The 25691-nt window shown below is 40.9% G+C and carries 20 protein-coding genes; 5 read left to right on the top strand and 15 right to left on the bottom strand.

Going from position 1 to position 25691, the window contains the following annotated elements:
- Positions 1 to 25: 25 nt before the first annotated feature.
- Positions 26 to 5566, top strand: coding sequence for an alpha-2-macroglobulin family protein (locus WAO84_RS13090; protein WP_340066332.1), 5541 nt, complete (start codon positions 26 to 28; stop codon positions 5564 to 5566).
- Positions 5567 to 5634: 68 nt separating this feature from the next.
- On the opposite strand, the gene WAO84_RS13085 is transcribed toward WAO84_RS13090, so the two are convergent.
- From WAO84_RS13085 to WAO84_RS13065, 5 genes are all read right to left on the bottom strand, one after another.
- Complete coding sequence (locus WAO84_RS13085) at positions 5635 to 6390, bottom strand: SDR family NAD(P)-dependent oxidoreductase (RefSeq protein WP_340066331.1); 756 nt, start codon at positions 6388 to 6390, stop codon at positions 5635 to 5637.
- Positions 6391 to 6458: 68 nt separating this feature from the next.
- Positions 6459 to 7226, bottom strand: coding sequence for an enoyl-CoA hydratase/isomerase family protein (locus tag WAO84_RS13080; RefSeq protein WP_340066330.1), 768 nt, complete (start codon positions 7224 to 7226; stop codon positions 6459 to 6461).
- Between the two features lie 85 nt (positions 7227 to 7311).
- Positions 7312 to 8976, bottom strand: coding sequence for a glycerol-3-phosphate dehydrogenase/oxidase (locus WAO84_RS13075; RefSeq protein WP_340066329.1), 1665 nt, complete (start codon positions 8974 to 8976; stop codon positions 7312 to 7314).
- Complete coding sequence (gene glpK, locus WAO84_RS13070) at positions 8966 to 10453, bottom strand: glycerol kinase GlpK (protein ID WP_340066328.1); 1488 nt, start codon at positions 10451 to 10453, stop codon at positions 8966 to 8968. Before glpK ends, WAO84_RS13075 begins: the two co-directional genes overlap by 11 nt.
- Positions 10454 to 10559: 106 nt before the next feature.
- On the bottom strand, positions 10560 to 10874 hold the full coding sequence (locus WAO84_RS13065) for an antibiotic biosynthesis monooxygenase family protein (protein ID WP_340066326.1): 315 nt from the start codon (positions 10872 to 10874) through the stop codon (positions 10560 to 10562).
- A gap of 178 nt (positions 10875 to 11052) precedes the next feature.
- Here WAO84_RS13065 and WAO84_RS13060 point away from each other — a divergent pair, with 178 nt between their 5' ends.
- Together WAO84_RS13060 and WAO84_RS13055 are read left to right on the top strand one after the other, a co-directional pair.
- Positions 11053 to 12381 (top strand): MATE family efflux transporter, encoded by a 1329-nt coding sequence (locus WAO84_RS13060; protein WP_340066324.1) that lies wholly within the window; start codon positions 11053 to 11055, stop codon positions 12379 to 12381.
- A gap of 75 nt (positions 12382 to 12456) precedes the next feature.
- Positions 12457 to 13215: a UDP-2,3-diacylglucosamine diphosphatase gene (locus tag WAO84_RS13055; protein WP_340066323.1), complete on the top strand. Its 759-nt coding sequence runs from the start codon at positions 12457 to 12459 to the stop codon at positions 13213 to 13215.
- Positions 13216 to 13229: 14 nt separating this feature from the next.
- Here the strand turns inward: WAO84_RS13055 and WAO84_RS13050 are convergent, their stop codons facing one another.
- Positions 13230 to 13589: a hypothetical protein gene (locus WAO84_RS13050; protein WP_340066322.1), complete on the bottom strand. Its 360-nt coding sequence runs from the start codon at positions 13587 to 13589 to the stop codon at positions 13230 to 13232.
- A 96-nt stretch (positions 13590 to 13685) separates the two neighbouring features.
- Positions 13686 to 15380 (bottom strand): single-stranded-DNA-specific exonuclease RecJ, encoded by a 1695-nt coding sequence (gene recJ, locus WAO84_RS13045; protein WP_340066321.1) that lies wholly within the window; start codon positions 15378 to 15380, stop codon positions 13686 to 13688.
- A 179-nt stretch (positions 15381 to 15559) separates the two neighbouring features.
- Between recJ and WAO84_RS13040 the strand changes: the two genes are divergently transcribed.
- The gene (locus tag WAO84_RS13040) at positions 15560 to 16696 is read left to right on the top strand and encodes an ATP-binding protein (protein WP_340066320.1); all 1137 of its coding nucleotides are present in this window, start codon (positions 15560 to 15562) and stop codon (positions 16694 to 16696) included.
- 5 nt (positions 16697 to 16701) lie between these two features.
- On the opposite strand, the gene WAO84_RS13035 is transcribed toward WAO84_RS13040, so the two are convergent.
- Positions 16702 to 17703 (bottom strand): NAD(P)H-dependent glycerol-3-phosphate dehydrogenase, encoded by a 1002-nt coding sequence (locus tag WAO84_RS13035; RefSeq protein WP_340066319.1) that lies wholly within the window; start codon positions 17701 to 17703, stop codon positions 16702 to 16704.
- Positions 17704 to 17829: 126 nt separating this feature from the next.
- Here WAO84_RS13035 and WAO84_RS13030 point away from each other — a divergent pair, with 126 nt between their 5' ends.
- On the top strand, positions 17830 to 18774 hold the full coding sequence (locus WAO84_RS13030; RefSeq protein WP_340066318.1) for a nicotinic acid mononucleotide adenyltransferase: 945 nt from the start codon (positions 17830 to 17832) through the stop codon (positions 18772 to 18774).
- 128 nt (positions 18775 to 18902) lie between these two features.
- Here WAO84_RS13030 and WAO84_RS13025 read toward each other — a convergent pair whose 3' ends face one another.
- The 7 genes from WAO84_RS13025 to WAO84_RS12995 all read right to left on the bottom strand — a co-directional run bounded on the left by WAO84_RS13025 (position 18903) and on the right by WAO84_RS12995 (position 25690).
- Complete coding sequence (locus WAO84_RS13025; RefSeq protein WP_340066317.1) at positions 18903 to 20063, bottom strand: iron-containing alcohol dehydrogenase; 1161 nt, start codon at positions 20061 to 20063, stop codon at positions 18903 to 18905.
- A 98-nt stretch (positions 20064 to 20161) separates the two neighbouring features.
- Positions 20162 to 20749 carry a nicotinate (nicotinamide) nucleotide adenylyltransferase gene (gene nadD, locus WAO84_RS13020; protein WP_340066316.1) on the bottom strand — a complete coding sequence of 196 codons (588 nt, stop codon included), beginning with the start codon at positions 20747 to 20749 and terminating at the stop codon, positions 20162 to 20164.
- Positions 20750 to 20756: 7 nt separating this feature from the next.
- Positions 20757 to 21359 (bottom strand): guanylate kinase, encoded by a 603-nt coding sequence (gene gmk, locus WAO84_RS13015; protein WP_340066315.1) that lies wholly within the window; start codon positions 21357 to 21359, stop codon positions 20757 to 20759.
- 22 nt (positions 21360 to 21381) lie between these two features.
- The gene (locus WAO84_RS13010) at positions 21382 to 22239 is read right to left on the bottom strand and encodes a YicC/YloC family endoribonuclease (RefSeq protein WP_340066314.1); all 858 of its coding nucleotides are present in this window, start codon (positions 22237 to 22239) and stop codon (positions 21382 to 21384) included.
- Positions 22240 to 22564: 325 nt separating this feature from the next.
- Complete coding sequence (locus tag WAO84_RS13005; RefSeq protein WP_340066313.1) at positions 22565 to 23362, bottom strand: 3-keto-disaccharide hydrolase; 798 nt, start codon at positions 23360 to 23362, stop codon at positions 22565 to 22567.
- A gap of 48 nt (positions 23363 to 23410) precedes the next feature.
- Positions 23411 to 24463, bottom strand: a complete 1053-nt coding sequence (locus WAO84_RS13000) for a sugar phosphate isomerase/epimerase family protein (RefSeq protein WP_340066311.1) — start codon at positions 24461 to 24463, stop codon at positions 23411 to 23413.
- Between the two features lie 84 nt (positions 24464 to 24547).
- Positions 24548 to 25690 carry a Gfo/Idh/MocA family protein gene (locus WAO84_RS12995; protein WP_340066309.1) on the bottom strand — a complete coding sequence of 381 codons (1143 nt, stop codon included), beginning with the start codon at positions 25688 to 25690 and terminating at the stop codon, positions 24548 to 24550.
- Between the last annotated feature and the right edge of the window lies 1 nt (position 25691).

Below are 25691 nucleotides of genomic sequence, written 5' to 3'. Positions count from 1 at the left end.
CTAATCCAAATATTTTCAAACCATTATGAACACCTATATCCATTTTCGAAAACTACTCGCATATATCCTGCTTTTTTGTGTTGTACTCTCCTGTAAGGATAAAGCTGCAGAAGTAAAAGAAGAAATAGATAACCTTTTTAAATACAGAGAATTTATAGCCGAAGTTTCTCAGGGCATTATTTCAGCAGAGTCTGATGTACGGGTAGTACTTAGAAAACCAATAGATGAATGGGTAAATGGAGTTGAACTGGATCCCGGCATTTTTGAAGTATCACCTCAGGTACCGGGCAAAGTAACCGTACTTAACGGTCAAACTATTGCCTTTATTCCTGAAAAACCTCTCAGGCAGGATACGGAATATTCATTTACACTGAATTTGGGAGCTATTATAACTGAAGTTCCCAAAGAATTAAAAGACTTTACTTTTAGGGTTAAAACTATAAAACAACAGTTTAATGTATATACCGACCGACTGCAATCTTACAATAAAGACTGGCAATATATAGAAGGCTCTCTTCGCAGTAGTGATGTACTTGACCGGGATGTTGCCGGCAGACTAATTACAGTGCGCCAGAAAGACAAAAAAATACCCGTTACCTTTGAGAACAGTACCGAGAAAGGCACACAATTCTTTTTTCGCATAGACAGTATTCAAAGGTTTGTAGAAGACTCAGAAGTAACTATTGTCTGGGACGGTAATACCATGGGGATAGACTCTAAAGGAGAAACTTCTGTGACCATCCCGGGAAAAAACAATTTCACTATCGTAGATGTGGGTGTTTTTGATGTTGAGGATCAATTTTTAGAGATCAATTTTTCAGACCCTTTACAAAAAGATCAGGATTTTAAAGGACTGGTTGCCCTGCAGGGGAACAATACACTCACCTATTCGGTAGTGGGAAATGTGCTTAAAGTATATCCGGACAAAGAAGTAAAAGGAACCGTTCTTCTGGAGGTGTTTGAAGGAATAACCAGTACAGACGGATATAAACTAAAAACCAGATACGAAGAGCAGATTACTTTTGAACAGATAAAACCGGAAGTACGCCTGTTACAAAGTGGTACGATCCTTCCGTCATCCAATAATCTTAAAATAAACTTTGAGGCCGTAAATCTTCAAAAGATCGATGTTTCAGTACTTCGTATTTTTGAAAATACTATTCTGCAGTTCCTTCAGCAGGAAAATTTAGACGGTAGTGGGAATCTTCGCATGGTAGCGCGCCCTATTGCCAGAAAAACTATTACACTTCAAACAAATCTTTCTTCCAATCATGGCAAATGGCAGGCATATGCACTTGATCTGAGAGAATTGATAACCCCGGAACAGGGAGCTATTTACCGGGTGGAGTTCAATTTTCGCCCCTCTTACAGCAGCTATCGTTGTGACCAGACCAATTTTAAAGAAGAAGAAGAAATAAATTACGATGAGGAAAGTAATGAAGCCAGTTACTGGAATACTTACGATAGCTATTACTACAACGAATATTATTACGGATATGATTACAACTGGAACGAGCGGGAAAACCCATGTCATACCAGCTATTACCACGACAAAAAAGTAGCAACCAATATACTTGCATCAGACTTAGGGGTTACCGTAAAAAAAGGAGTTAATGATTCGTATTTTGTAAGCGTTAACAACATAGTTACCACAGAGCCCGTAGAAGGGGCAAAAGTTACCCTTTACAATTTACAGCAACAGGAAATAGGAAGCCGGATAACGGATACAGATGGTACTACCATTCTCGATAGTGATACTCCTGCTTTTTTTGCGGTAGTGGCGAAAGGTGAAGAAAAGACCTATGTAAAACTCAATGATGGTAATGCTCTTTCCGTAAGTAAGTTTGATGTGGCAGGCGTAAAACTTCAAAGGGGGCTTAAAGGTTATATTTATGGAGAGCGAGGGGTCTGGAGACCGGGAGACACACTCTTTCTTTCTTTTGTTCTACACGATAGAAGCCATATGTTACCTCAAGATCACCCTGTGAAGTTTGAATTAAAAGACCCTTATGGAAAAGTGACCCGGCGTGAGATACGCAATTTCAGTGTTGGCGGATTTTATAATTTTTCTACCGTTACCGACGAAAATGCCCCAACCGGGAACTGGCAGGCTTCCGTGTCAGTAGGAGGAGCTGTTTTTAATAAGGACATCAGAATTGAGACCATAAAACCCAATCGGTTAAAAATAAAAGCAGGTTTTGATGAAGAGATCCTAACCGCCGGTAAGGCCGTACAAGGGAATCTCGAAGCTGCATGGTTACATGGGGCCAACGCCGGGAACCTGAAAGCAGATATACAGGCAAGATTTAATGCGTCAAAAACAGAATTCAGTACCTTTCCCGGGTATATTTTTGATGATCCCTCACGGCGTTTTGCTACAGAAGAGCAAGCTGTATTTAGCGGCAGGCTTAATGCAGAGGGAAAAACTACTTTTCCTTTTACCCCCCGGCTCTCCGGTAAACCGGCGGGGATGCTAAAAGCTTCATTTATAACCAAAGTATATGAGACAGGAGGCGATTTTAGTACCGATGTCTTTACCAAAACATATGCTCCCTATACCACCTATGTAGGTTTAAATGCTCCTAAAGGTGATAAGACCCGGGGTATGCTACTAACAGATACAAGGCACCGTTTTGAAGTGGTGACCACCAATGAAAAAGGAATAGGGAAACCGGTACAAAGACTTAAGGTAACCATTCACAAAATAAACTGGCGATGGTGGTGGGACACTTCAGTCGATAATCTTTCTTCCTATAACAGCGGTCAGTATCGCGAAAAAGTTTTTGAAGAAACGATAACCACAGGGGCTGACGGGAAAGGGGTGTTTAATTTTGAACTGCCCTATCCCAACTGGGGGCGTTATCTGGTTCGGGTAGAAGACCCTCAAGGAGGGCATGCTACCGGAAAAGTGGTTTACATAGACTGGCCCGGATGGGCTGGAAAATCCATAAAGAATGACCCGTCTGCAGCTGCTATGCTTCTTTTTTCAACCGATAAGGAGAAATACAATGTAGGTGAAAAGGCCGTGATTACTTTTCCTTCCGGAGAAACGGGGCGGGCGCTGGTGACCATAGAGAACGGAAGTGAAGTACTCGAATCTTTATGGGTAACCCCTCAAAAGGGAGAAACCAAATTTGAGGTTCCTATTACCGGGCTTTATGCCCCCAACGTTTTTATTCATATTACACTTTTGCAACCACATGCTTCCATGGCCAATGATCTCCCTATACGCTTATACGGAGTGGTACCTATTACAGTAGAGAACCCGGCAACCCGATTAGAACCGGAAATAAAAATGCCATCGGTACTGAGACCAGAACAGAAAGTAACCATTTCTGTTAAAGAAAAAAAGAATAAAGATATGACCTATACCCTCGCTGTCGTAGATGAGGGGCTGCTTGACCTTACCCGGTTTAAAACACCTAATCCCTGGGATGACTTTTATGCCAGAGAAGCATTGGGTGTAAAAACATGGGATGTATATGATGAGGTTATCGGAGCTTTTGGCGGACGTATTGATCAGGTATTTGCTATTGGAGGGGATGAAGAAATGGCTGCCGGAGCCAAAAACAGAAAAGCAAACCGTTTTAAGCCCATGGTAAGATACCTGGGGCCTTTTGTTTTAAAGGGAGGTGAGACAGGTACCCACACCTTTTCTGTCCCCAGGTACGTAGGCTCTGTTCGTACTATGGTTATCGCCGGAAACCCTGCTATGGGCGCCTATGGAAATGCAGAAAACACAACTCCCGTGCGTAAGCCCCTTATGGTACTGGCGTCGTTACCCCGTAAAATTACACCCGGTGAGAAAGTAACCTTACCGGTTACCGTTTTTGCTATGGAAAGTAAGGTAAAACAGGTAACCGTACGTGTAAAACCACATGCATCTTTTAGCATAACGGGATCAACCAGTCAACAGATCACATTTACCGCGCCTGATGAAAAAATGGCATACTTTGATCTGGATATTGCTAATTATACGGGAATAGGAAAGATAGAAATTGAAGCTTCCGGAAATGGAGAAAAAGCCGTGTATGAAGTAGAAATAGACGTAGTAAATCCTAATCCGCCAACAAATACCGTTCAGGATATAACCGTTGAAGGAAAAGCAACACGGGAAGTTTTTTTAGAAACTTTTGGCACAGCAGGGAGTAACACAGCACAAATAGAGCTTTCTACACTACCTCCTATGGATTTTACAAGCCGGTTGCAGTACCTTATTAATTACCCGCATGGTTGTTTGGAACAAATTACCTCAGCCGCTTTTCCACAGTTATTTTTAGGAGATATTTTTGATCTTACCTCAAATCGAAAAGCACGTATTCAAGAGCATGTAGAATCGGCAATTAAGCGTTTGGGGGCCTACCAGTTGCCGGGAGGAGGCTTTGCGTACTGGCCGGGACAAAACCACACCAATGACTGGAGCAGTAGTTATGCCGGCCACTTCTTACTGGAAGCCGAGAAAAAAGGCTATGTACTCCCTATTGGCTTTAAAAGTGCCTGGGTGCGCTATCAGTTACAAGCGGCCAGGCAATGGCGAAAAACCCATAATGCTTCAGACCATGCACAGGCATACCGTTTATACACTCTGGCACTCTCCGGAAATGCCGAGCTCTCTTCCATGAACCGACTTCGTGAAACTCCGGGGCTTTCCAATACAGCCAAACATCGTCTGGCTGCCGCCTATGCCTTAATAGGGCAGAAAGAAGCGGCCCGAAGTATTCTGGCAGACGCTAATATTGATTTTGTACCTTCCAAATACGATTACTACACCTATGGTTCACCTGATCGTAACCGTGCGATGGCACTGGAAACCTTCGTGTTACTAGAAGATAAGGCAAAGGCAAGAGAACTGGCTCAAATAATTGCCCGCAATTTAAGCGGGAGCCGTTGGATGAATACCCAGAGCACTTCCTATAGCTTACTGGCTATGGCAGGATATGCTTCTCTGGTAGGAGGTAAAGATCTTGATGTTACCTATTCTGTAAATGGTACTTCAACACAGGTAACGAGCAACAAAGCACTGGCAGGACGTACGCTTAACGTGAAAGAAGGTACCAATACCATAACTGTAACCAATAATCGGGAGAGTACACTGTTCGTGCGCCTGGTAAATACCGGTGTTTTACCTGTAGGAGAAGAAAAAACAGAACAACGAAATCTCACTGCCAGCGTTGTGTATAAGGGAAGAGATGGAAACCCCATTGACATTGGCAATATTTCGCAAGGCACTAATTTCATTGCTGAGGTTACCATAACCAATAAGAAAGGAGAGCAGATACAGGATGTAGCGTTGTCGCAAATTTTCCCCGGTGGATGGGAAATTGTAAATACCCGGTTTACTGATTTTGGAAGTTTTTCTGAAAATAATGTTACACACACCGATCTAAGAGATGACCGGGCCAACTTTTATTTTGATCTGAAAGCCCATGAAACTAAAACTGTACGCGTACTTCTTAATGCTACATATCTGGGTAATTATTATCTGCCGGGTATTCAATGTGAAGCGATGTACGATAATGACTATTTAGTACGTACAAAAGGGCAATGGGTGAAAGTAGTGCGCTAATAGGCATACCTTATAAAAAAGATACGTGGCTTACCAAATATTGGCAAGCCACTTTCTGTACAAAGTGATCAGGCCTCTTTTTTAACCTGTGTACTGGATGCCTGTGCAGTTGGGAGCAGCAAAATATCTGCTATGTTTACATGAGCAGGACGGGTTACCATAAAAGTAATTACCTCCGCTACATCTTCCGGAGTAAGAGGGGCATAGCCCTGATAGACTTTTTCTGCTCTTTCCTCATCTCCTTTAAACCGCACATTGCTAAACTCAGTCTCTACCAGCCCGGGGTTAACCGCTCCAACTTTTATACCGTAAGTACTAAGATCAATACGCATGCCTTTATTTAAGGCATCTACAGCATGTTTGCTGGCACAATATACATTACCGCCGGGATATACTTCTTTTCCTGCCAGGGAACCCACATTAATAATATGGCCCGTACGCCTTTCTACCATTCCCGGAATAATAGCTTTTGAAACATACAATAAGCCTTTTACGTTAATATCTATCATGGCATCCCAATCTTCAACAGTACCGTTTTGTATAGGATCCAGCCCGTGAGCATTCCCCGCATTGTTAATAAGGATATCAATTTCTGAAAAAGCATGCGGAAGGGAGTAGATAGCCCTGTTGACATCTTCTTTGGAACGTACATCAAACTGAAGCGTATATACTTCAGTTTGAGAAGTCAGTTCTGTTTGCAGGTTTTCTAATCGGTCTTTTCTGCGACCGCAAAGTACAAGGCGTATTCCCTGTTTTGCAAATTCTCTGGCAGTTGCCCGGCCTATACCGCTTGTAGCTCCGGTAATAAATGCTGTTTTTTTCATATATTGTTTATAAAAGCGGGTGTCTTGTCATCACCTTTTAACACCTGTTTTGGATTCTGAAAAGAAGATCATTTTTTGAATTTCTGCAGAGCTTCTTTTGTAAAGTCTGAGAGTACAAGTTTTCCTGAAACCGATGCTCTCTCAGATAATAATTCGCTCCAGTTTTCCGTACCCTCCCAAAGTGCTTTTTTCATTTCATACAGTGCTTCCGGATTATAAGAAGCAAGTTTTTCGGCCATAAGTGATACTTCATGATCCAGATCTTTTATGCTTTCAAAAACTCCTGCATACAATCCTTTTTCCTGTGCCCAGTAGGCATTTTTCCAGGTATGGGCACCCAGAGTAAGCTCTGCCAATGCGGCTTTTCCCATTTTTCGTTCTACAGCAGGTGCTATCACAAAAGGCCCGATTCCTATGGTAAATTCAGAAAGTTTTATAGCGGCATCTACTGTGGCCAATGCATAATCACAGGCAGAAATGAGCCCTACACCTCCGCCCACTGCTTTTCCCTGAACACGCCCAATAATTAATTTAGAGCAGCGACGCATAGCATTTATTACATTGGCAAAACCGCTAAAAAACTCTTTGCCTTCTTTTAAGTTGGTAATAGCTGTGAGTTCATTAAACGAAGCCCCTGCACAAAAAGCCTTTTCTCCTTCTGACTTTAAAACAATAAGGTGTACTTCTTTATTTTCCGAAAGCGCATCCAGCTCTTTGGTAAGGCGTTGCAGTAACTCTGAAGGGAAAGAGTTACCGGCTGGATGTCCAAACTCTATGGTTGCTATCTGGTTTTGAACATGGGTATATAAACTTCCGTAGGTACGGGTATTACTCATAATGAAATGTTTTCACCAAAAATAAGGATTCCTATGGGAGTTTTGGCCGTTATGCCTTTACAATTTGTTTTTCTCGTATAACGGTTTATATGCGATCAAAACTGAAATCGGAATGTATTTCAAGGTCACTTTTCAATTGATCCCGATATTGTTGAATAGTCTCTTCATTCTCCTGAAAAATGATTTTATGCTCTTGCAGTACCGGTTCTAAAAATGTTCGCATCCCTTCAATATCAAAATACAATCTGCCGGTACGCCGTATAAAGAAATCCATAGGATACCGTATCATTTCATAGATTACCCCAAAATGATACTCGGCTCTTATCATACGTTCCTGTGGGTGATCTCCCGGAAGCGTACGGTAAATAGCAATAATATCCTCAGTTTGTTTTCCGTAGGTACTTACCAGAAACCAGGCGTCATACATTTCAAAACCATCTGGTTTTAGGATATCATACACCTGACTGATGTATTGTTTTACTTCTTTGTATTTCTGGAACCCTTCATTACCACAAAGAGGAATGGTATCGGTAAAACATTTTTTAGTGTTTTTAGCATGGTCCTCCTCCAGTTTTTTAGCGATCCGGTTTACTACTCTCTCTGCCATTTTTCTATAACCGGTAAGTTTTCCTCCGGCAATACTGATAAGACCGGTATCTGAGGTAAATATTTCGTCTTTACGTGAAAGCTCTGAGGCCGATTTCCCTTCTTCATGAATAAGCGGGCGCAAACCAGCCCAGGAAGAAATGATGTCTTTCATTTCCAGTTGTATATCGGGAAACATATTGTTTACTGCAGAGATCAAATAAATAGCATCGGCAAGATCTACCTGAACATGGTCTTTGTCATCATCATAATTAGTATCTGTAGTACCTACATAAGTTATTTTCCCCCTGGGAATGGCAAAGATCATTCTACCGTCCGGAACATCAAAATACACTGATTGTTGCACGGGTATTTTTTCATAGGGAAATACGAGGTGTACGCCTTTGGTAAGGTGTAGTCTTTTCCCTTTTTTGGAATGGTTTACCTCCCGAAGTTTATCTACCCAGGGCCCGGCAGCACTTACTACATATTTACTTTGAATTTCATAAGATATTCCGGTTACCTCATCTTTTACTTCCAAACCTGATACGGCTTTATTATCATACAGAAAGTTGGTAACGCGGGTATAGTTTATTGCCATACCGCCAAATTGCAGAGCCGTTTTAATATTTTCGGTTGTAAGGCGGGCATCATCCGTGCGGTATTCTGCATAGAAACCGGCTCCCTTTAGTATTTTTTTGGGAAGGAGCGGTTCCAGTTTTATGGCTTCTTTCTTTTCCAGCATTTTACGCTGGTCGTCACCCTCTACCTGCGCTAGAATATCGTACACTTTAAGACCGATAGAGGTGAGCCATTTGCCATAAGAGCCATTTTCTATAAGCGGAAGTAACATTTTTTCAGGAATTACCAGATGCGGTGCAAGTTTGTGTACAATGGCCCTTTCAGAACCTACTTCTTTAACGAGCCAGAAATCAAACTGTTTCAGATAACGCAGTCCCCCATGAATGAGCTTGGTGGACTTGCTGCTGGTACCTGAGGCAAAGTCATTTTTCTCTATAAGTGCCACCTTCATACCGCGTGAAGCAGCATCGAGCAGGATACCGGCCCCTGTAATACCTCCTCCAATGACCACCAGATCAAAGGGAGTTTCTTTCAGAGTATTAACCATATGATGGCGATCCAGATTGGAAAACTTATTCTTCATGCCAGTTTTTTGTGCGTTCTATGGCTTTTAACCATTTGTTATAAAGGTGCTCTCTTTTTTCTTTACTAAAAGCAGGAACAAAAACACGTTGTAATTCGCGTTCACGATGAATCTCTTCCTGTGTCCACCATCCAAGTGTTATTCCGGCCAGATACGCTGCTCCAATGGCCGTAGATTCTATCATTTGCGGGCGATATACTTCCACCCCCAGAATATTTGCCTGAAACTGCATTAAATAATTATTGGTGGCTGCTCCCCCGTCAACTTTCAGGCTGGTAAGCCTGATCCCGGAATCCTGCTGCATGGCATCGAGAATATCTTTGGTTTGATAAGCAAGACTCTCTAAGGTTGCTTTGGCTATATGGGCCTTCCCGGTATCTCGTGTAAGCCCGAAAATGGCACCGCGGGCATACATATCCCAGTAAGGAGCTCCCAGACCGGCAAATGCAGGCACTACATAAACAGGGTTATCACCCGGTATTGATATTGCAAGATCTTCAGAATCAGGAGCAGAATCTATAATTTCAAGCCCGTCACGCAACCACTGTACTGCTGCTCCGGCCATAAAAACACTTCCTTCCAGAGCATAGGTTACTTCTTCATCCAGTCCCCACGCAATAGTGGTGAGCAACCCGTTTTTAGAGTACTGAGGTTTTTTACCGGTATTCATCAACATAAAACACCCGGTACCATAAGTATTTTTAGCAGTTCCTTTTTCAAAGCATGCCTGCCCGAAAAGAGCGGCCTGTTGATCTCCCGCTATTCCTGTAATAGGGATAGATTCTCCTCCCATTTCGTAATGACCGTACAAATATGCAGAGGGCTTTACTTCAGGAAGCAGGGCCTTAGGAATATCAAGTATGTTTAGGAGCTCTTTATCCCATTCCAGAGTATTTATATTGTAAAGCATGGTACGCGATGCATTTGAATAATCTGTAATATGGGCATTCCCTTTCGTTAAGCACCATACCAGCCAGGAATCGATAGTACCAAACAGGAGATCACCATTTTCGGCTTTCTCGCGGGCTCCTTCTACATGGTCAAGTATCCACTTTATTTTGGTTGCCGAAAAATAAGAATCTATCACCAAACCGGTTTGATTACGCACATATTCAGTAAGCCCTTCCTTTTTAAGTACTTCACAAATAGAAGCCGTACGTGTATCCTGCCAGACAATGGCATTGTAAACAGGCTTTCCCGTATGGCGATCCCAAATTACCGTAGTCTCTCTTTGATTGGTAATACCAATAGCCTTTACTTCGTTACCTGATAGCTTATTCTTCTCGAGTACTTCTTTAAATACACGTAACTGTACATCCAGGATCTCCAACGGATCGTGCTCTATCCAACCCGGCCGGGGAAAGATCTGATTGAATTCTTGTTGTGCCATTCCTGCAACCGTACCTTTTCTGGTAATTAACAGGGCCCGGCAACTGGTGGTACCCTGATCAAATGAAACTATATATTCTCCAGCCATAATACCTTTTTATCTGTGTTTACGTGTTTAAATTTAAATCATTAAAAGCAGGGCAGCAAGCCTGACAGAGAATGTAGGGTAACTAAAACGTTAGAGTATGAAGATTTTATTCTTTTTTTGAAAACTCATATTCCCGTTCTACCTTACAAATACGTACTTTATACCATTTATACCAGTCTTTTATACCTTTTTGTTGAGCGGCTATATGTTCGGTATGCCGCTTCCAGTTTACAATAGAAGCGAGGTCTTTCCAGTAGCTTACCGTAATACCAATGTCGTTACGGGCGCTTTCCACACCAAGAAAGCCGGGTTGCTCACCTGCTAACGCCATCATTTTTTGGGCCATCACATTGTAATCAGGATCATTTTTATGTAACAAAGAAGTGAAGATAACAGCGTAATAGGGTTTGGTATTTATCATAATAGTGTACATCAGGTTTTAAAATACGAATTTAAGGTGTTTCTATATCATGACGGAAGTCTGACAGCTTAAAACAATAGAACGCCAGAAGATATTCCTTTAAACAAATTATGAGAACTTAAATTTTATATGCTGTACAGCCTTAGTACCTTTGCCATATATTTAAAACCTGTGGTTTTTGAAACATAAAATAAGTTTTAAAGAGATCAATCGTCTGGCCTTACCTGCCATTGTATCCGGAGTGGCAGAGCCACTTATCTCACTTACAGATATTGCAATAATAGGTAATGTAGAACAGCACCCTGTAGAAGCCCTTGCCGCAGCGGGCATTGTAGGTTCATTCCTTTCGGCTATTATATGGATTGTTGCCCAGACCAAAACGGCCATTTCGGCCATTGTCTCCCAGCATATGGGAGCACAACGGCTTCATGCGGTAAGAACTTTGATCCCGCAGGCCATTATGTTTAATTTTCTTTTCAGTCTGGTAATTTATATAACTACTGCTTTTATGGCACAGGCTATTTTTCGTGCTTATAATGCAGAAGGGCTTATTCTTGAATATGCAACAGATTACTATCGTATTCGAGCGTTAGGATATCCGCTTACCCTGGTAACTTTTGCCCTGTTCGGGATCTTCAGAGGTTTGCAAAATACACTATGGGCCATGAAATGCAGCCTAACCGGCGCCATGATCAATGTTGTTCTCACTTATATGCTTGTATATGGAATAGAAGGCTTTATTCCGTCTATGCATCTTAAAGGAGCCGCATGGGCCAGTGTTGTATCTCAGTTCATTATGCTCATAATGGCATTTGGGTTCTTTTTCAGAAAAACCGATCTTTCATTGCGGTTACGTATGAAGATCAATCCTCAAATGAAAGTATTACTGCTTATGAGCCTTAATCTCTTTATTCGTACTGCCGCACTCAATTTTGCTATTTACCTTGCCAATGCGTATGCCACCGGTTATGGAAAATCCTATATTGCCGCACAAAGTATTTTGATGAATATATGGTTGTTCTTTTCATTTTTTGTAGATGGATATGCCAATGCGGGAAACGCCATTTCCGGGCGATTACTGGGAGCAAAAGACTATCGAAGGCTCTGGCTCCTTAGTATTGACATTTCAAAATACGCAGTGGTCATCGCCCTGCTGCTTATGAGTATATGCGGTGTTTTTTATAATGAAATAGGAACTATATTTACAAAAGAAGTTACGGTACTGGTACTGTTTACTTCTGTTTTCTGGATTGTACTGGTCATGCAGCCCCTAAATGCCATTGCTTTTATGTTTGACGGAATATTTAAAGGGTTGGGAGAGGCAAAATATTTGCGTAATGTTTTACTGGCAGCTACCTTTTTAGGGTTTACCCCGGCGTTACTGATAACAGATGCTATGAACCTGAAGTTACATGGTATCTGGATAGCGTTTGCCGTTTGGATGCTTATTCGGGCCGGTGCACTGGTGTTGAAATTTCGGAATAAGTATTTGAAAAATGCTCACTGAATACACATGTTAATCTTGGTTTTAGGCCCGGTATGTATAGCAATTCTTATATCTTTACACCATTAATGTTTGCATATGGAGTTTACAGTTCCTTTGGGTAAAAAAATATACTTCGCTTCAGATAATCATCTTGGGGCCCCAACCTTTGAAAAGAGTTTACCCAGAGAGCACAAATTTGTAAACTGGCTGGATACAGTGAAAGAAGATGCAGCAGCTATTTTTTTACTGGGAGACCTGTTTGATTTTTGGTTTGAATACAAATACGTTGTGCCCAAGGGCTTTACCAGAACTCTGGGAAAACTGGCTGAGATAACCGATAGTGGTATTCCCGTGTACTATTTTGTGGGGAATCATGATCTTTGGATGAACGGATACTTTGAGCAGGAGCTAAACATCCCGGTATTTCATCAACCTCAGGAATTTACCTTTAACAATAAAAAATTTTTGGTGGGCCATGGTGACGGACTCGGCCCCGGAGATAAAGGGTACAAACGCATGAAAAAAGTGTTTACCAACTCTGTTGCGAAATGGCTTTTCAGATGGTTACATCCAGATATTGGCGTGCGAATGGCACAATACCTTTCGGTGAAAAACAAATTGATCTCCGGAGAAGAAGATGTGAAATTTATGGGTGAAGAAAACGAATGGCTCATTTTGTATTGCAAGCGTAAACTACAGCAAAAACCCTATGATTTTTTTGTGTTTGGACATCGCCACCTTCCCATGGAAATAGACCTGGGAAAAAACAGTCTATATGTTAATCTGGGAGACTGGATAGGGTATTACACCTACGGTGTTTTTGATGGAGAAAATTTAGAACTCAAAAAATTTTAGGTTTTTGGAGCTTCCTAAAACAATCCTTTTTCTACCAACAGGTTATTAAGTGAAAGATGGAATAGGGTACCCTGCAAAAGGTCTTCAATTTGGTCTAGTTCTACGCTATTTACAGCAAGTTCAATGTGCGATGAAGGTGTTTTAAGTAAAATGCATCGGGCCTGCTCTTTTACGTCACAGTTGCAATAATCCGTATGTTTTCGGGATTGTTGAGTGAAGTACAAAAAATCTTTTAACTGATTTACCGAAAAGTAAAAACCCATTTCTCTGAATACCAATTGAACTTTATCAGGATCTTTATAGCCTATGGTTCGTTTCCATCGGAATGAAATTCCATATTTATTGTGATAAATGGGAATAATATCGTTCATCATTTGGCTTTTAGACCTTCAAATATACAATAGTTTAGAACAATTCTAAATAGAATCATTTTATTTTTTTGAACACGACTTAATAATTCTCATTTTCACTCATCGCAGGTCCCTTATTTTGAGTTGTAACGAAGTATGGCCGTTCCATTCATTTTCATCTATTGAAAAAATGGCAGAAAAAGGCTTTTTGTTGCTAATTTGCCCTAGTTTTTCTCCCAAATTAAAACCAATACCTCCCAGGGGAGCTCCTCCGTATCCTGTTTGGGTTACGGTTACTCTAAGGTGTTTTCCTTCTTCGCCAACGGTCTTGCCGAAGCCGGTATCCTGTAAATTTTCACCGAGAAATACGGGGGTCATATTTCCGGGCCCAAAAGGACCAAATTGTTTGAGGATGCGATAAAATTTTGGAGTTATTTGCTTTAGTTGCAAAATAGCATCTATAGTAATTTCAGGAACAAGTAGTTGAGGATTAATGGTTTGTGAAACGGTTTGCTCAAACTTTTCTTTAAAAGCCAGGTATTGGTTTTCTGTTAGTGTAAGGCCTGCTGCGTATTTATGTCCGCCAAACTGTTCAAGTACATCTTCACAGGCTTCAATGGCACTATATACATCAAAACCTTTTACAGATCGCGCCGAAGCGGCTAGTTTTTCACCGGAGCGGGTAAACACCAGTGTGGGGCGGTAATAGGTTTCGGTTAATCTGGAAGCTACGATCCCAATTACACCTTTGTGCCATTCTTCATTATATACTACCGTGGTAAACCGCTCCTGCTCATTGTTGGTTTCAATTTGCTCAAGTGCTTCCCGTGTTATTTGCCGGTCTTTATCTTTGCGATCCTGGTTATACTCTTCTATTTCCAGGGCATATTGAGCCGCCACGGCAAAATCGGTTGAAGTAAGTAAATTAACCGCGTGCTGCCCATGTTTCATGCGCCCGGCTGCATTTATACGGGGAGCAATTATAAAAACGAGGTCAGTTACAGAAAGCTTTTTCTTTTTTGCCGGAGTGACCAGCGCTGCGATCCCTGCTCTGGGTGTTTGATTGAGCACCTGTAACCCAAAATGTGTAAGGACTCTGTTCTCGCCGGTAATAGGTACGATATCTGCTGCAATGGCTGTGGCTACCAGGTCCAGGTAGGGGGTAAGACCGGTAAATTCTTCTCCGTTAGTGAGGGCCAGGGCCTGTACAAGTTTGAATGCTATTCCACAGCCGCAAAGTTCATCATAAGGATAGTCACAGTCTTCGCGTTTAGGGTCGAGAACAGCAACTGCATCAGGAATACGTTCCCCAGGCCTGTGGTGATCGCATATAATAAAATCGATGCCTTTTTGTGTAGCATATTCTATTTTATCTATAGCTTTTATACCACAATCCAGCGCAATGATTAATGAAATATCATTGTCGCTGGCAAAATCAATTCCTTTAATGGAAATTCCATAGCCTTCATCATATCGGTCGGGAATATAAGTAGCTACATTTTCATGATACTCCCGTATATATGAATACAGTAATGAGACTGCTGTTGTACCATCAACATCATAGTCGCCAAATACCAGTATGTTTTCCCCGTTTTGAAATGCTTCCTGCAGGCGCTCTACTGCTTTATCCATATCTTTCATAAGAAAAGGATCGTGTAGATCGTCCAGGGAAGGCCTAAAGAATTTTCGGGCCTGTTCAAAGGTTTCTATACCCCTTTGTACCAGAAGTGAGGCTATAATTGTATCGGTTCCCAGAGCCTTTGCAAGCGTTTGTACTTTTTCAGTATCAGGGGCAGCTTTCAGAGTCCATCGCATTGTTCATTGGCATTTATTCAAATTTACATTTTTATAGATATTTCCCGCTTCTTTTCAAAAACTGTTTGTTAACATCTCTGGTTAAAAACACCTTCTCCTTGCAAATAGTTTTGTAATTTAGGTACTCGGTTGGGAAACCCTCAACCGATATTTCTACAGGTTCAATTTTGTCCCGTATCATGATCAATAAACGTCTTTTGGTAAAATACCTTTTGGCTCATAATGATGAGAACAGTTTTTACGACAAAAAGAGGTTTATAAACATTAGTGAAAAAGAAGGGAAAGCAAAGTTTCTTAAACACATTTGTGCACTTGCCAATTCAAACCCGAAAAACAACTCATATATTGTAGTAGGTGTAGAAGATGAAGACAATGAAATTGTTGGGGTAGATTTCTTTGATGACAGTAAAATACAGAACCTGGTAAATGCCTATCTTGAAAATGCTCCCATTATTAGTTATGAGAACATTCCTTTTCCCGATTTGCCTGAGGGGAAAGTAGTAGGTTTGGTAACCATACGTTCTACGGGGAAATTATGCGCTCTTCGCAAAAATATATGGAAATACTGGGGAGGAAGTGTTTTTTTTAGAGATGGTAGTATGAGTATGCCAAAGGTATTTGATATTGTAATACAGGATACCAATTCTAAAATTGTGGAAGCAATTGAGCAAAATGCCCGTAATAATATAGAACTTACTTTGGACGGTGTTATTGACTTTATTAATTACCGGCATAAAGATCTGGAATCCAGTTATAAAGTTTTTAAAGAGCAGTTTGTGGTGTGTTGGGCTGGTGTTAAAAAGAGCAAAAAAGAAAGCGTATATTATTCACGGGTAGATATTGAACTTATTAATGAAAGAGTACAGTTGTTCTATTCGGCACTGGATGAGGTAGAGATCACATTTAACGACCATTCGTTTACTACAACAGAATATGTAAGATTGGGACTTGATGGAAACCAAAGATATTATCCGCTGGAAATGGTGGTTATTGATTTTAATGATAACGGCACCTATAAAATTAATTCTACACTAATCTTTGAGCCTCCCCGGTATGATAAAAAGACCTTGTATCATCTTTTTAATGCCAGTAATGCACTTATGGAAAAGTTGCAAAAAAAAATACCCTTCACAAAATCAGACCATGACTTTATGAAAAACATTCCTGATACGTATTTAATTTGTTACTTAAATGGTTTTGAAGGCGCTAAGTTCATGCTTGAAGAATACCGTTGGCTGGTCAAGGATTATGATAAAACCATTTATGCTTCGTTAAAAGAAGCATTGCGTATTCTTCGTAAAGTACGATATACCTGAGGTGCTTAGTCCAGTTTTTCAGTGAGCTTTTTAAACACCTGTTTTGCTTCTTTCCCTTCGTAAAGAATAGCATATACGGCATCAATGATAGGGGTTTTCGTTTTCCGTTTTTGCTTTTCTGTGATGAGATGAGCACTCTTTGTGGCATAATAACCTTCGGCAACCATATTCATTTCCATCATAGCGCTTTTAACGGTATATCCTTTTCCTATCATATTTCCAAACATGCGGTTTCGGCTAAAAACCGAATAGCCGGTAACCAGAAGATCTCCCAAATAAGCCGAGTTATTAATATTGCGTTTCATTTTATGAATACGCTTTATAAAACGACGCATTTCTCTAATGGCATTGCTCATTAAAACACTTTGAAAGTTATCGCCATAGCCCAGACCGTGCGCTATTCCGGCAGCAATAGCATATATGTTCTTGAGAACGGCAGCATATTCGGTACCTATAATATCATCGGTGATTTTTGTATTGATATAGTGGTTTTTTAATTTATCTGCCATAATACCGGCTTTTTGCTCATTTGCACAGGCAATAGTAAGATAGGAAAGCCTTTCAAGAGCTACTTCTTCGGCATGGCATGGCCCGGTAATGACCCCTATATTCTCATATGATATGCCATATTCTTTATGAAAGTGTTCACCAACAATAAGCCCCGTTTGGGGGACGATCCCCTTAATGGCTGAAAAAATCACTTTACTTTGAATGGGGACTTTCAACTTTTGAAGTTCATCGTGCAGGAAGGCAGAAGGGATGGCAAAAATGAGATAATCTGCCCAATTGGCTACTTCATTTATATCGGTACTGAGAAAAAGCCGCTCCGTATGAAATTCTACCGAACTGAGGTAATTGGGGTTGTGCTTTGCATTAAGAATATGTTCTTTAGCATATACGTTTCGCATGTACCATCCAACCTGGTCAAGATTGGAGGTTAACATTTTCACAATAGCGGTTGCCCAGCTTCCACCGCCAAAAACCGCAAACTTAATTGAGTCATCCATAAAACAAGATTCGCGGTTCAAAAGTAATCAAAAAAACAGCTAAGGCATTACGGTTTGATTATTAGATGGTTAAGTATTTTGGCACAGTGCTTGTTTAGTATAAAATGAACTTTAAACGAAACGATTATGAAAACATTTAAACATTTATGGATACTGTTTTTAGTAAGTGTAGGCGTGAGTTCCTGTTACAATGAAGTAATTGTAGAAGAAGGTCCTATTCCTGAACCTGCCATCACGCTTAACCAATTACTTACTTCGTATGACCTTTGGTACGTAAACATTAACGAAACTACAGGACCGGGCGAAATACCTTTTTTGCAAACTGCATTTACTGTTTCGTTTGATTTTGGAGTACTCCTCGCCAATAACAACCTGGTAGGTATTGGAAGTACCGGAAACGGGCTTGGGATTGATATAGGAGGATACAATACTTTGGGAACAACCCTGGAGGTACAGCATGATATAGATGGCTTTTGGCGACTGGAAGTATTTCAATTGGGTCACGATCGTTTGAGAATATATCACCGCCCCTCAAATACGTCTTACTACCTTACAGGATATCAACGAAATGAATTTGATTATGATTTGTTGTTCTATGATAATATTCACTATTTCCTGCAGGAATATGCGGCTTGGGAAAAAACATTTACGAGCGATTTTGGTGCCCTGAACGAATTTGATGCTGAAAACTTCCTTCAATTCTTAATAGAAGGTGGGAACGGAGATGTTTTTAGGTCTTCTATAGATCAAAATGGCACGAGAATTGATACTATATTTTGGGATTATGAAGGGTTCTATGAAGTGTTCCATGTGCAGGGAGACCCTTACGTAAAGACTTTAACACTAGATTATGATTTTTTGAACAATGATTTCTTTGAACTGGTCGTTATAGATGACAGAACGATTGAATTGTTGCACCCGGCTTCGGGTACGTTATATGAGTTTACAGGAAGAGGGTTTATTACCTACCTTAAAAACGGAACTCCCAGGAAGCGAAAAGCAACTTCATTACGAACAATGAACGTTGAAAGAAAAAGTGAAAGAAAAAATATTAAGATAAAGGTTAGTTGATTTTTTTTGGTTGGTTATTTAGTTTGGGAAGCCACCCTTATTGCTAAAGCATGAGGGTGGTTTTTCTTTTAAGCCTGTATAAAAAAGATCGGCAAACGGCCGATCTTCTGTTTTATATTATTTGAAAACTAGTAACTTAACTCTACGATTTCCTTAACTTTTTCGGGGGTAACACTTTGGTTTTCGCCAAGGTGATTCCATCCGCGTTCTTCAAAGCGATTCTTGATAAAATCGCCGGTTTCTTTATAATTTTCGGTATATTCCGACAGGCGGGTATCTACTCCCAGATAATGAAAAAAGTCAATGGTTTTTTCAATGGCCTTACGTGCGTTTTCTTCGTCATTTTTTTCGTTGAGGTTCCATACTTCACGGCCGTATTGTGCGAGTTTTTCTTTTTTCTCGGTAAACATCACCTTGTATAGATTGGGCCCGATAATGGCGAGAGTGCGCGCATGGTCAATTTCATAAAGTGCGGTAAGTTCGTGTCCTATCATATGTGTGGCCCAGTCACTGGGTACCCCTTTCTGAATAAGCCCGTTAAGTGCCATAGTGCAACACCACATAAAATTAGAAGCAGCATGATAATCCTGCGGTTTTAAAATAACATCCGGCCCTATCTGGATCAATGTTTTTAAAATACTTTCGCTAAAACGATCTTGCAAATAGGCATGATGCTTATAGGTAAGGTATTGCTCCATAACATGTGTAAAGGCATCGATCACCCCATTTTGGAGTTGTCTTTTGGGAAGCGAACTTACTACAGTGGGGTCGCAAACGGAAAATTTGGGGAACAGGGCGGGCCCGCCAAAAGGTAATTTCTCCTGCGTTGCTTCAATGGTAACAACAGAACCTGAATTCATTTCGCTTCCGGTAGCCGGAAGGGTTAAAACGGTACCAAAAGGAATGGTGTTAGCCTGTATGCGTTTTCGTTTGAGCAGTATCTCAAGCGGAATACCTTCGTAGTTGGCGGCAGCACTTATAAATTTAACACCGTCAATCACACTTCCGCCCCCAACGGCCAGTAAAAAATCAATTTTCTTTTCTTTAATGAGCATTACCGCTTTCATAAGGGTTTCATAACGCGGGTTGGGCTCTATTCCTGAAAACTCAAATACTTTGAAGTTCTTAAGGGCGCTTTTTACCTGATCATATACTCCATTTTTCTTGATACTGCCCCCTCCATAGCAAATGAGTATTTTGGATTTTTCAGGAATCTCTGCTTCAATACGTGCAATCTCTCCCTTTCCAAAAAACAGTTTTACAGGGTTATATAACTCAAAATTATTCATCTTACTTATTTGCTTTTAACATATACCAAAAGTACAAAAAGTAGTACGGTTAGTGTGTTAAGTGAATATTAAACCAAGTATATTTAACAGGAGTATTACTACTTTTTCTTATAAAAATTCATTTCATCCAGATACTTCCAAACAGCTTCAGGTAACAGCGGCCGTATGTTTTTACCATCACCAATACTTTTTCGTATAAAGGTAGAAGAGATCTCCATTACCGGGGCTTTGATATAATGAATATGCGAATGATTTTCCAGCCGGGGGTCTATCTGGTTTTTCGAGATACGCGGATACACAAAAAGATGATGATTCTCCAGAATTGCCTCATAGTTTTTCCATTTGTGAAAATTCTTGAGATTGTCTTCTCCCATAATAAGTGAAAATATTATATGCGGGTATCTTTCCTGCAGGTGGAGAAGGGTTTTAACCGTATAGTTGGGTTGCGGAAGATTGAATTCAATATTACTGGGTTTGAGTTTTGAATATTCTTTGGTAGCTTCCCAAACCATTTGATAGCGATGATGATCTTCGAGTAAAGAACTTTTTTTCTTGACAGGGTTGTGTGGGGTAACTACGAGCCATACCTCCTCCAGATCACTAAATTCAACCATGTGATTGGCAATGATAAGGTGCCCTACATGAATAGGATTGAACGTGCCAAAATATAGCCCTACCTTTTTCATATTAGTATTATAGCTCGTTTTTGAGGCCAATGAATGCAGCGACCATATTATACGCTTCCTGCTTGGCTGTATCGAGGTTATAGTTTTTAATAATTTTGTCAAATTGCGGAGCCGTAGCGAGCTCTACAGAAGCTTTTGCAATACGCATGTTTATTTTATCATCGCTTTCGGTCTTGCGTTGTTTAAGGCGTATTTTGAGTTCGTCAACACTGGGGGGTTTTACAAAAACGGCCAGTGTTTGTTGGGGAAACTTTTTTTTGATGCGTAATCCGCCGGCAACATCTATGTCAAAAATAACATTTTTCCCTTTCGCCCATATGCGTTCTACCTCGGTTTTCAGGGTACCGTAAAAGTTGTCTCTATATACTTCTTCCCACTCTACAAAATCACCGTTTTTAATATGTTGTTTAAAATTTTCGAGCGATAAAAAATAATAATGCTCGCCGTGTTTTTCCTCACCTCTGGGAGCTCTGGTGGTACAGGAAACTGAAAATTCGAGGTTTAATTCGGGATATTGCAGCAGATGCCTGACAATAGTTGTTTTGCCGCTGCCGGAAGGCGCTGAAAAAATAAGGAGCTTGCCTCCGGAAGATGGTGCGTTTTGCATCATAAGAAACAATGGTATTAAAAACTTACAGAACGTTTAAACTTTGTTCTTTTATTTTTTCCAGTTCGTCTTTCATTTGAACTACCAGTTGCTGCATGGGCGCATAATTGGCCTTTGACCCCAGAGTATTGATCTCCCGGCCTATTTCCTGAGTAATAAAACCTAATTTTTTGCCATTGGAGTCGGCAGATTGTAATGTCTCCGTGAAATAGGTGAGGTGGTTATCCAAACGCACTTTTTCTTCGGTAACATCAAATCTTTCAAGGTAGTAAATGAGTTCCTGCTCAAATCGGTTTTCATCTATACTTTCTTTGATCTCTGCAACAGCTTTATCAAGACGTTCGCGTACGTGTTTCATTCGCTCCGGGTCTATCTCTTTCACTTTTTCAAGCAGCTCACCTATGTTGTGAATACGAAGGGCCATGTCTTTTTCCAGGGCTTTTCCCTCTGCTTCACGAAAGTTGTGTATTTCAGTAAGGGCATCATTTAACCCTTGTTTTATGACCTGGTATTCTTCCTCATCTATTTCATCTCTTTCGGTACGCATGGTATCCGGTAAACGTATAGCCATTTTTAGAAGCTCTACATCATCTGCATCTACAATTTGCCTTAATTGCTTCATATAGCTTTTTACCACCCCTTCATTAAGCTGGCTTACGGTTTCATCTCCGTTAAGGTCAATATAAAGATTGAAGTCAATTTTACCTCTGGTGAGTGATTTGGCAATGAGATTGCGAAGCTCAAGTTCTTTTTCCCGGTACAAAGAGGGCATGCGTACATTGAGATCAAGGCTTTTGCTGTTAAGAGATTTAAGTTCAAGAGTGATTTTCTTGGAAGGAAGCTGTAGCACTTTCTTCCCGAAACCGGTCATAGATAGTATCATGAGTTATGATTATGGTAAGCACAAAGGTAAACAAAACGTGAACTTTAGAAAATTTGAATAGAAAAAACACACCCGCCCTGAAAAGTTACAGGAAAGCAGATGTGTTTTACTTAAACAGAAAACAAATTCTTGAAGCTCAAAAAATTTTAACCTTATAATCTCTGTACAGAGTTACCCACTAAATTAAAAAATAAATAATTTACTTACAAAAAATATATAAAATTAGTTACAAAAAGATAAGTATATATCTGGTTTGCCTCATTATAAAGGTAACTGAAAGCTAAATACACTGACAAGAGTATAGAATTTGTAAAAGGAGTTCGTTTTATAGTTTTCTGAGCCAGATATTACGATAACTAACGCCACTTTCATCATTATGGTCCTGCAGTTTTAAAGGAGCTTCGCCATGGGCTTTATTTTTGGGCCATCCAATGTACTCTGTGGTTCCAAGGATTTCCACATGATCCTGTACTAACACACCGTTGTGAAAAACAGTAAGTGTTCCGGATCTTGTTTTACGGCCTTCAGGGTCAAATACGGGAGCATGGAACACAATGTCGTAACTCTGCCACTCGCCGGAAGGTTTGCAGGCATTCACTAAAGGAATATGTTGTTTGTAAACAGAAGCCGCCTGCCCGTTTACATAGGTTTCATTCTGATAGCTGTCCAGAACCTGAACTTCATAGCGATCCTGAAAAAAAATACCGCTATTGCCGCGATTTTGTCCGTTAGCTCTGGGCTTTTCGGGGTTTCTCCATTCAATATGCAGTTGAATACTTCCAAAATTTTGTTTGGTTTGAATATCTCCGCTTCCGTTCTTTACCGTCATGCTCCCATCGTCATTAATATTCCAGGGTGCAGGTTGCCCCGGATTCTTAATCGATTCCCAGGCGCTCAGGTCATTACCGTCAAATAATATAATAGCATCTGACGGGACATGGGTTTTGGAAAAGGAAACAACGGGGGGTACGGGTTCCCATATTTCGGTCTCTTCGGGTTTTACAGGTTCGTTAGACATAGTTTTTTCTGTTGTTTTTTTTGCTTTTTCTTCCCTGGCAGGCTGTTTTTGCCGGCAACCTGATAGCAGGAATATTAACATAACAAGTACACTTAAATATTTCACTCTTTCTGATTTTTAGCTGGTGATTACTGCTCCCTTTTTAAAAGGAGGTTACAGGCCCAGTATTTTTCTTAGATTTTCTTTGTCTATAGATGCCCCTGAAAAGTCATCGAAGGCTTTTTGTGTAGCTTCAATGATATGCTTTTTTATAAAAGGAGCTCCTTCTCTGGCGCCCTGTTCGGGACTCTTTATACAACACTCCCATTCCATAACAGCCCACACGTCACAACCGTACTGGGTAAGTTTTGAAAAAATGGTTTTAAAATCAATCTGCCCGTCTCCCGGAGAACGGTACCGCCCGGCACGGTCGCGCCAATCGAGATACCCGCCAAATGCACCTTTTTTTCCGGTAGGATTGAATTCTGAATCTTTTACATGAAATGCTTTAATAAACGAGTGGTAATGATCTATATATTCAATGTAATCGAGTTGTTGTAATACAAAATGTGAAGGGTCATAGAGAATATTCACTCTTGTGTGGTTACCTGTGGCTTCCAGAAAGCGTTCAAAGGTAACTCCATCATGAATATCCTCCCCGGGATGCACTTCATAACAGACATCTACACCATTGGCATCAAAAACATTGAGTATGGGCAGCCACCTTCTGGCGAGTTCCTGAAACCCCATTTCAACCAGTCCAACAGGCCGCTGAGGCCAGGGGTGAAAGGTGTGCCATAAAAGTGCCCCGGAAAAGGTAGCGTGTACATTGAGGCCTAAGCGCCTGCTGGCTACTGCTGCTTTTTTAAGGGTTTCTACGGCCCATTCGGTTCGTGCCTTCGGATTATTCTTAAGAGCGCCCGGAGCAAAATTATCAAACATAGGGTCGTAAGCAGGGTGAACGGCTACTAATTGGCCCTGCAGGTGGGTAGAGAGTTCTGTGATCTCCAGCCCGTAGGCATTAATGGTTCCTTTAAGTTCATCGCAATAGGTCTGGCTTTCGGCAGCTTTATCAAGGTCTATGAGGAAATGTTCCCAGGTAGGGATCTGAATACCTTTATATCCAAGACCGGATGCCCATTTGCAAAGTCCGTCGAGACTGTTATAAGGGGCTTTTTTATCTGTAAATTGTGCCAGGAATATAGCGGGCCCTTTTATTGTTTTCATAGTTTTACAATTTATCGCTTTATAGAAATAACTACTTTATAGTCAGTTTTCTATTCATTACACAATGTTCATGTTTTTCATTTTTCATAAACGTTTCCACGAGGCATTTTCTTTGCTACTGGCTACAGCGGTATGGATGAACTTTACACCCCGCACCCCTTCTGATACGGAAGGGTAATCTGGATTTTCTATGGTTTTTCCTTCAAGAACAGCGGTTAGATGGTTGGCAAAGCTTTTATAAATGTTGGCAAAACCTTCCAGATATCCTTCGGGATGGCCCGCCGGAATACGGGAAGCAGCCATAGCTTCTGGATAGAGGTTGTGCCCATTGGGTGTAAAAATCTTTTTGGGCTTATCCAGCCACCGTGTTATTAACTGGTTGGGGTTTTCCTGATGCCATTCTATGCTCCCTTTTTCACCATATACCCGTATAGAGAGATTGTTTTCTTCTCCGGTAGCTATTTGGGAAAAGGACATGGTGCCTTTGGCCCCGTTTTCCAATCTCAATAAAAGGTTGCCATCGTCATCCAGCAAACGGCCTTTACCAAATTTGCCCAGATCTGCGGCTATTTCTAACATTTTAAGACCGGTGATGTACTCCACCAGGTTTTCGGCATGTGTACCTATATCGCCCAGGGCCCCTCCCAGGCCTGATTTTTTGGGATCTACCCGCCAGGTTGCCTGTTTTTGGCCAGTTTTTTCTACTTCGGTAGCAAGCCATCCCTGCAGGTACTGTACCTGTACTTTACGTATGTTTCCCAGGTTATTATGGGCGATCATGGCCCTTGCCTGTTTCACCATGGGATATCCTGTATAATTATGCGTAAGTGCAAACAGCAGTCCTGTTTTTTGAACCAGTTTTTGAAGAGTCTCAGCTTCGGTTACCGTAAGGGTCATAGGTTTGTCACATACTACGTGAAAGCCGTTTTCCAAAGCCATTTTTGCGGGCTCAAAATGCATATGGTTCGGGGTAACGATAGCTACAAAGTCCATTCGTTCATTTTCAGGTAACTTTTGCTCGCGTATAAACATTTCTTTATAATTGTCATAACACCGGTCTTTGTGCACAAACAGTTGTTGTCCGGACTTTTTTGATCTTTCGGGTGTACTGCTAAAGCTTCCGCATACCAGTTCTATTTGTCCGTCAATAAAGGCTGCTTTTCGGTGTACATCGCCAATAAAGGAGCCTATGCCACCACCTATCATACCCATTCTGAGTTTTCTCATT

Source organism: Ascidiimonas aurantiaca (assembly GCF_037646345.1).
GTDB classification, from domain to species: Bacteria; Bacteroidota; Bacteroidia; order Flavobacteriales; family Flavobacteriaceae; genus Ascidiimonas; species Ascidiimonas aurantiaca.
This window is presented reverse-complemented; position numbering and strand designations above follow the sequence as displayed.

Bases quoted from the DNA above. Each gene is read 5' to 3' on its own strand.
- WAO84_RS13090 (WP_340066332.1), top strand. From the start codon at position 26: ATGAACACCTATATCCATTTTCGAAAACTACTCGCATATATCCTGCTT.
- WAO84_RS13085 (WP_340066331.1), bottom strand. From the start codon at position 6,390: ATGAAAAAAACAGCATTTATTACCGGAGCTACAAGCGGTATAGGCCGG.
- WAO84_RS13080 (WP_340066330.1), bottom strand. From the start codon at position 7,226: ATGAGTAATACCCGTACCTACGGAAGTTTATATACCCATGTTCAAAAC.
- WAO84_RS13075 (WP_340066329.1), bottom strand. From the start codon at position 8,976: ATGAAGAATAAGTTTTCCAATCTGGATCGCCATCATATGGTTAATACT.
- glpK (WP_340066328.1), bottom strand. From the start codon at position 10,453: ATGGCTGGAGAATATATAGTTTCATTTGATCAGGGTACCACCAGTTGC.
- WAO84_RS13065 (WP_340066326.1), bottom strand. From the start codon at position 10,874: ATGATAAATACCAAACCCTATTACGCTGTTATCTTCACTTCTTTGTTA.
- WAO84_RS13055 (WP_340066323.1), top strand. From the start codon at position 12,457: ATGGAGTTTACAGTTCCTTTGGGTAAAAAAATATACTTCGCTTCAGAT.
- WAO84_RS13050 (WP_340066322.1), bottom strand. From the start codon at position 13,589: ATGATGAACGATATTATTCCCATTTATCACAATAAATATGGAATTTCA.
- recJ (WP_340066321.1), bottom strand. From the start codon at position 15,380: ATGCGATGGACTCTGAAAGCTGCCCCTGATACTGAAAAAGTACAAACG.
- WAO84_RS13040 (WP_340066320.1), top strand. From the start codon at position 15,560: ATGATCAATAAACGTCTTTTGGTAAAATACCTTTTGGCTCATAATGAT.
- WAO84_RS13035 (WP_340066319.1), bottom strand. From the start codon at position 17,703: ATGGATGACTCAATTAAGTTTGCGGTTTTTGGCGGTGGAAGCTGGGCA.
- WAO84_RS13030 (WP_340066318.1), top strand. From the start codon at position 17,830: ATGAAAACATTTAAACATTTATGGATACTGTTTTTAGTAAGTGTAGGC.
- WAO84_RS13025 (WP_340066317.1), bottom strand. From the start codon at position 20,063: ATGAATAATTTTGAGTTATATAACCCTGTAAAACTGTTTTTTGGAAAG.
- nadD (WP_340066316.1), bottom strand. From the start codon at position 20,749: ATGAAAAAGGTAGGGCTATATTTTGGCACGTTCAATCCTATTCATGTA.
- gmk (WP_340066315.1), bottom strand. From the start codon at position 21,359: ATGATGCAAAACGCACCATCTTCCGGAGGCAAGCTCCTTATTTTTTCA.
- WAO84_RS13010 (WP_340066314.1), bottom strand. From the start codon at position 22,239: ATGATACTATCTATGACCGGTTTCGGGAAGAAAGTGCTACAGCTTCCT.
- WAO84_RS13000 (WP_340066311.1), bottom strand. From the start codon at position 24,463: ATGAAAACAATAAAAGGGCCCGCTATATTCCTGGCACAATTTACAGAT.
- WAO84_RS12995 (WP_340066309.1), bottom strand. From the start codon at position 25,690: ATGAGAAAACTCAGAATGGGTATGATAGGTGGTGGCATAGGCTCCTTT.